Source organism: Streptomyces synnematoformans, from assembly GCF_039531005.1.
GTDB lineage: Bacteria > Actinomycetota > Actinomycetes > Streptomycetales > Streptomycetaceae > Streptomyces > Streptomyces synnematoformans.
This window is the reverse complement of record NZ_BAAAPF010000368.1, coordinates 1-6615: the sequence shown is the minus strand read 5'-3', so window position 1 is coordinate 6615 and position 6615 is coordinate 1. Positions and strand designations below refer to the sequence as shown.

Here is a 6615-nt window from a genome sequence, read left to right as displayed (position 1 = left end):
CGAGCCGTCGGCCGCGGGCGGCGGGGCGGAGGCCCGGGCCGGGTCAGGCGTCGTCGGTGAACCGCTCGCCCTGCTCCGCCTTCCGCAGCAGCAGCGCGGGCGGCTCGAAGCGCTCGCCGTACGCCGCCGCCAGCTCCCGGGCCCGCGCCGCGAAGCCGGGCAGCCCGCCCTCGTAGCCGTTGATGTACTGGAGCACGCCGCCCGTCCAGGCCGGGAAGCCGATGCCGAGGATCGAGCCGATGTTCGCGTCCGCGACGGACGTCAGCACGCCCTCCTCGACCAGCCGCACGGTGTCCAGCGCCTCCGCGAACAGCATCCGCTCCTGCAGCTCGCGCAGCGCCGGCGGGTCCTGGCCGGCCTTCGTGAAGTGCTCCCGGAGCCCGGGCCACAGTCGGGTCCGCCTGCCGTCCTCGTAGTCGTAGAAGCCCGCTCCCCCGGCCCGGCCGGTGCGGCCGAACTCGTCCACCATGCGGTCGATGACCGCCTCCGCCGGGTGCACGGGGTAGCTGCCGCCGGCGGCCTCGACGGCCGCGCGGGTCTCGTTGCGGATCTTCCTCGGCAGCGTGAGGGTCAGCTCGTCCAGCAGGGACAGCACCTTGGCGGGGTAGCCGGCCTGGGCGGCGGCCTGCTCGACGGTCGCGGGCTCGATGCCCTCGCCGACCATGGCGACGCCCTCGTTGATGAAGTGGCCGATCACGCGGGAGGTGAAGAAGCCGCGCGAGTCGTTCACGACGATCGGGGTCTTGGAGATCTGCCGTACGAGGTCGAAGGCGCGGGCCAGCGCCTCGTCCCCGGTGCGCTCGCCGCGGACGATCTCCACCAGCGGCATCCTGTCGACGGGCGAGAAGAAGTGCAGGCCGATGAAGTCCCGCGGCCGGTCGACGCCCTCGGCGAGCAGCGTGATCGGGAGGGTGGAGGTGTTCGAGCAGAGCAGGGCGTCGGGGGCGACGGTGTCCTGGATCTCCTGGAACACCTTGTGCTTGAGCGCCGGGTCCTCGAAGACCGCCTCGATGACGGCGTCGCAGCCGGCCAGCTCCGCGGGGTCCGCGGCGGGGGTGATGCGGGCCAGCAGCGCGTCCCGCTTCTCCTCGGTCGTACGGCCCTTCGCGAGCTGCTTGTCGAGCAGCCCGGCGGAGTACGCCTTGCCCTTCTCGGCCGCCTCGGCCGACACGTCCTTCAGCACGACCTCGATGCCGGCGCGGGCGCAGGCGTACGCGATGCCGGCGCCCATCATCCCGGCGCCCAGCACGGCGACCTTCGACACGCGCCGTTCGGCGATCCCGTCCGGGCGGGAGCGGCCGGCGTTGACGGCCTGCAGGTCGAAGAAGAACGCCTGGATCATGTTCTTGGCGGTCTGCCCGACGGCCAGGTCGACGAAGTAGCGGGCCTCGACGACCTGGGCGGTCTCGAAGTCGACCTGGGAGCCCTCGACGGCCGCCGCCATGATCGCGCGGGGGGCGGGGAACGGGGCGCCGTTCAGCTGCTTCTGCAGGTTGGCGGGGAACGCCGGGAGGTTGGCGGCGAACCTCGGGTTCGCGGGCGTACCGCCGGGGATCCGGTACCCGGGTTCGTCCCAGGGCTGCCGGGACTCCGGGTGGGCGTCGACGAACGCGCGGGCGGCGGCGCGCAGCTCCTCCTCGGTCCCGACGACCTCGTGCACGAGCCCGTTCTCCAGCGCCCGCCGCGGCCGGTACTGGGTGCCCTGCAGCAGCACCTTCAACAGCGCGTCGGCGATGCCCATGAGCCGCACGGTGCGGGTGACGCCGCCGCCCGCGGGCAGCAGGCCCAGGGTGACCTCGGGCAGCCCGATCTTCGCGCCGGGCGCGTCGAGGGCGACGCGGTGGTGGCAGGCGAGGGCGATCTCGTAGCCGCCGCCGAGGGCCGCTCCGTTGATGGCCGCGACGACGGGCACGCCGAGCGTCTCGATGCGGCGCAGGGCGCGCTTGACGGCCAGGCCGGTGTCGAACGCCTCGCGGGCGTGCTCGCGGTCGATGCGGATGAGGTCGTGCAGGTCGCCGCCGGCGAAGAAGGTCTTCTTGGCGGAGGCGAAGACGACGCCGCGCACACCGTCGCGCTCGGCCTCCAGCCTGTCGGCGACGGCGGTGAGCGACTGGATGAAGTCCGCGTTCATGGTGTTGGCGGACTGGTTCGGGTCGTCCAGGACGAGGGTGACGAGGCCGGTGTCGTCCTGCTCCCAGCGAATCGTGTTCGTGTGGCTCGTGGCTGTGCTCATACGGTGGGATCTCCGTGTGCGGGGGGCGGGACGGGTCAGAGGCGCTCGACGACGGTGGCGATGCCCATGCCGCCGCCGACGCAGAGGGTGGCGAGGCCGTAGCGCAGGTCGCGGCGCTCCAGCTCGTCGACGAGGGTGCCGAGGATCATGGCGCCGGTGGCGCCGAGCGGGTGGCCGAGGGCGATCGCGCCGCCGTTGACGTTGACCTTGTCCAGGCCGACGCCCATCTCGTCCACGAAGCGCAGCACGACGGCGGCGAACGCCTCGTTGATCTCGATCAGGTCGATGTCGTCGATGCCGAGGCCGGCCCGGGCGAGCGCCTTGCGGGTCGCGGGCGCGGGCCCGGTGAGCATGATCGTGGGTTCGGAACCGGTGACGGCGGCGGAGACGATACGGGCCCGGGGGGTGAGCCCGTAGCGGCGGCCGGCCTCGGCGGAGCCGACGGCGACGAGGGCGGCGCCGTCGACGATGCCGGAGGAGTTCCCGGCGTGGTGGACGTGGTCGATCTCCTCCACCCAGTGGTACTTCTGCAGCGCCACCGCGTCGAAGCCGCCCAGCTCGCCGATGTCCGCGAACGAGGGCTTCAGCTTGGCGAGGCTGTCGGCCGTCGTGCCCGGCCTGAGGTGCTCGTCGCGGTCCAGGACGGTCAGCCCGGCGCGGTCCGTGACCGGGACCACGGAGCGCTCGAAACGGCCCTCCTTCCACGCCTGGACGGCCCGCTCCTGCGACATGGCGGCGAACTCGTCCACGTCCCGGCGGCGGTAGCCGCCGATCGTGGCGATCAGGTCGGCGCCGATGCCCTGCGGTACGAAGCCGACGTCCATGCTGGTCATCGGGTCGTTGAACCAGGCGCCGCCGTCGGAGCCCATCGGCACCCGGGACATCGACTCGACGCCGCCGGCGAGGATCAGGTCCTCCCAGCCGGAGCGGACCTTCGCCGCGGCGAGGTTGACGGCCTCCAGGCCGGAGGCGCAGAAGCGGTTCTCCTGCACGCCGGCGACGCTGTCGGGGAGCCCGGCGGCGACGGCGGCGGTCTTGGCGATGTCGGAGCCCTGGTCGCCGAGCGGGCTGACGACGCCGAGCACGACGTCGTCGATCGCGGCCGGGTCGAGGTCGGGGAAGCGGCGGCGCAGCTCGTGGACGAGGCCGACGACGAGGTCGATCGGCTTGGTGCCGTGCAGGGCGCCGCTCGCCTTCCCGCGGCCGCGCGGGGTGCGGATCGCGTCGTACACGTACGCGTCGGTGGCGGACGGCCTGGCGGTTGTGGTCACGGTGGGTCAGCCTCTCAGGAGAGCAGGGAGCGGCCGATGATCTCTTTCATGATCTCGGTGGTGCCGCCGTAGATGGTCTGGACGCGCCCGTCGGTGAAGGCGCGGGCCACGGGGTACTCGTTCATGTAGCCGTAGCCGCCGTGCAGCTGCAGGCAGCGGTCGGCGGTGCGCTTCTGCAGTTCCGTCGCCCACCACTTGGCCATCGAGGCGTGCACCGCGTCGAGTTCCCCGGCCGCCAGGTCCTCGATGCAGCGGTCGACGAACGTGCGGGTCACGGCGCACTCGGTGGCCATCTCGGCCATCTCGAAGCGGATGTGCTGGAACCGGCCGAGCGGGCGGCCGAACGCCTCGCGTTCCTTCACGTACGCCGTGGTGACCTCGACCAGGTGCTCGGCGGCGGCGACCGCGGCGACGGCGATGGCCATGCGCTCCTGCGGCAGGTTGGTCATGAGGTGGCCGAACGCCCCGTCCCGGGTGCCGAGCAGGTTCTCCTTCGGCACCCGCACGTCGGTGAAGAACAGCTCGGCGGTGTCCTGGGCCTTCTGGCCGATCTTGTCGAGGTTGCGGCCGCGTTCGAAGCCCGCCGTGCCGCGCTCGACGGCCAGCAGGCTCAGCCCGTGGGCGCCGCCCTCGGGGGTGGTCCTGGCGACCACGACGACGAGGTCGGCGAGGATGCCGTTGGAGATGAACGTCTTGGCGCCGTTGAGCAGCCAGTGGTCGCCGCGGTCCTCGGCGGTGGTGCGGATGCCCTGCAGGTCGGAGCCGGCGCCGGGCTCGGTCATGGCGATGGCGGTGATCAGCTCGCCGGCGCAGAAGCCGGGCAGCCAGCGCCGCTTCTGCGCGTCGATGGCCAGGGAGGTCAGGTACGGGCCGACGATGTCGTTGTGCAGCCCGACGGCGAGGCCGGCGACGCCGGCGCGGGCGAACTCCTCGGCCAGCACGGCCGCGAAGCGGTAGTCGTCCTGGACCCGCCGCCGTACTCCTCGGGGACGGCGAGGCCGAGCAGGCCCTGCCGGCCGGCGGCGAGCCAGGCGTCGCGGGAGACGACGCCGTCGGCCTCCCACTTCTCGTAGTGCGGGGTGACCTCCTTGGCCAGGAAGGTCCGCACGGTCTCGCGGAAGGCCTCGTGTTCGGGCCCGTACAGCCGGCGCTTCAACGCTCCTCCTGGCAGGGTTCCGGGGATGGGGGCGGGGGTGGGGTCAGGGCGGGGACGTCCCAGTCGCGGGCGACGTCCGCCGTGTCGGCGCCCGGGCTCGGGGGCGGCCGGCGCACGGCGCCGGGGGTGGCGGAGAACCGGGGCGCGGGGGCGGGCTGGACGGCGCCGTGGTGCTCGGCGAGGGTGCCGCGGGCGGCGAGGTGCGGGTGGTCGCGGGCCTCGCGCAGGGACAGCACGGGGGCGACGCAGGCGTCCGAGCCGGCGAAGACCTCCGTCCACTCCGCGCGCGTACGCGTCCGGAAGCGGGCGGCCAGCCGCTCGCGCAGCTCCGCCCAGGCCGCGGGGTCGCTCCGGTCGGGGAGGGCGCCGGCCGCGCCGTCGCCGGCGCCGAGGAGCCGGACGAACTCCTCGTAGAACGCGGGCTCCAGCGCGCCGACGGCCATGTACCCGCCGTCCGCGGTCTCGTAGACGCCGTAGAACGGCGCGCCCCCGTCGAGGAGGTTGACGCCGCGGCGGTCCTGCCAGGCGCCGGCGGCGGCCATGGCGTGGATCATCGCGGTGAGGTGCGCGGTGCCGTCCACGATGGCCGCGTCGACGACCTGCCCCTGCCCGGTGGTGCGGGCGTGCTGCAGTGCGGCCAGCACGCCGACGACGAGGTAGAGGGAGCCGCCGGCGTAGTCCCCGAGGAGGTTGGCGGGGACGGCGGGCGGGCCGCCGGGCGGGCCGATCATGCCGAGCGCGCCGGTGACGGCGACGTAGCCGATGTCGTGGCCGGCGGTCTGCGCGAGCGGGCCGTCCTGGCCCCAGCCCGTCATGCGGCCGTACACCAGCCGGGGGTTGCGGGCGAGGCACTCCGCGGGGCCGACGCCGAGGCGCTCGGCGACGCCGGGGCGGTAGCCCTCCACGAGGACGTCGGCGCGGCCGGCGAGGTCGAGCGCGGCGGCGGCGCCCGCCGGGGACTTGAGGTCCAGGACGACGGAGCGCTTGTTGCGGTTGGTGGTGTCGTGCGCGGGGGCGATGCCGAGCCCCGGGGCGCCGGGCCGGTCGACGCGGACGACGTCGGCGCCGAGGTCGGCGAGCAGCATCGCGGCGAACGGCCCGGGTCCGATGCCGGCCAGTTCGACCACGCGGACGCCGTGCAGCGGGCCGTGCCCCGTGCTCCCCATCAAGCCCCCAGCAGTGTGACACCAACTGTGTAACACCAGAAATGATAAGAACACGTTTCAGTGGGCACAAGGGCGGAGGGGTGCACGCCCGGAATCCGCCGTCCGCCGCGTCGACGGAACGGCGCCCGTGGACCACCCTGGAGCCATGGCAGACGAGTCCCGACCGCACGACCTCATCCTGTTCGGCGCCACGGGCTTCACCGGCGGCCTCACCGCCGAGTACCTCGCCCGCCACGCGCCGCCCGGCTGCCGCTGGGCGCTGGCCGGGCGCGACACCGGGAGGCTGGCGGACGTACGCGACCGGCTGGCCGCCGTCCGGCGGGAGTGGGGCGACCTGCCGCTGCTCGCCGCGGACGCCACGGATCCCGCGTCGCTGCACCGGCTGGCCGGGCAGACCCGCGTGGTGGCCACGACGGTCGGGCCCTACCTGCGCTACGGCGAACCGCTCGTCGCCGCGTGTGCCGCGGCCGGGACGGACTACGCCGACCTGGCCGGCGAGCCGGAGTTCGTCGACCGGGTCTACCTGCGCCACCACGAGCGGGCCCGGGCGACCGGGGCTCGGCTGGTGCACGCCTGCGGGTTCGACTGCACGCCGTTCGACCTCGGCGTGCGCTTCACCGTCGAGCAGCTGCCGGAGGACGTGCCGCTGCGGGTCGACGGCTTCCTGCGCGCCGCCGGCCGGATCTCCGGCGGAACGCTGGCGTCCGCGCTCGGCGCCGTCTCCCGGCGGGTCCCCGCGGCGCGTGCGGCCCGGGCCCGCCGCAGGGCCGAGCCGCCGGTCCCGGGGCG

4 protein-coding genes and 1 pseudogene are annotated in these 6615 nt (G+C 74.3%); 1 reads left to right on the top strand and 4 read right to left on the bottom strand.

What is annotated here, in order from left to right; all coding sequences use genetic code 11:
* Positions 1 to 43 precede the first annotated feature (43 nt).
* From ABD317_RS32120 to ABD317_RS32105, 4 genes and pseudogenes are all read right to left on the bottom strand, one after another.
* A complete protein-coding gene (locus tag ABD317_RS32120) occupies positions 44 to 2233 on the bottom strand; it encodes a 3-hydroxyacyl-CoA dehydrogenase NAD-binding domain-containing protein (protein WP_344294602.1) in 2190 nt (729 codons plus the stop codon).
* Between the two features lie 35 nt (positions 2234 to 2268).
* The gene (locus ABD317_RS32115; RefSeq protein WP_344294600.1) at positions 2269 to 3504 is read right to left on the bottom strand and encodes an acetyl-CoA C-acetyltransferase; all 1236 of its coding nucleotides are present in this window, start codon (positions 3502 to 3504) and stop codon (positions 2269 to 2271) included.
* A gap of 14 nt (positions 3505 to 3518) precedes the next feature.
* Positions 3519 to 4660: pseudogene (locus tag ABD317_RS32110) on the bottom strand (acyl-CoA dehydrogenase family protein).
* Entirely contained in the window at positions 4657 to 5826 is a 1170-nt protein-coding gene (locus tag ABD317_RS32105; RefSeq protein ID WP_344294598.1) for a CaiB/BaiF CoA transferase family protein, read from the bottom strand. The pseudogene ABD317_RS32110 and the gene ABD317_RS32105 overlap by 4 nt, the downstream one beginning before the upstream one ends.
* A 145-nt stretch (positions 5827 to 5971) precedes the next feature.
* Between ABD317_RS32105 and ABD317_RS32100 the strand changes: the two genes are divergently transcribed.
* The coding region (locus ABD317_RS32100) for a saccharopine dehydrogenase family protein (protein WP_344294596.1) at positions 5972 to 6615 on the top strand (644 nt) is incomplete at its 3' end.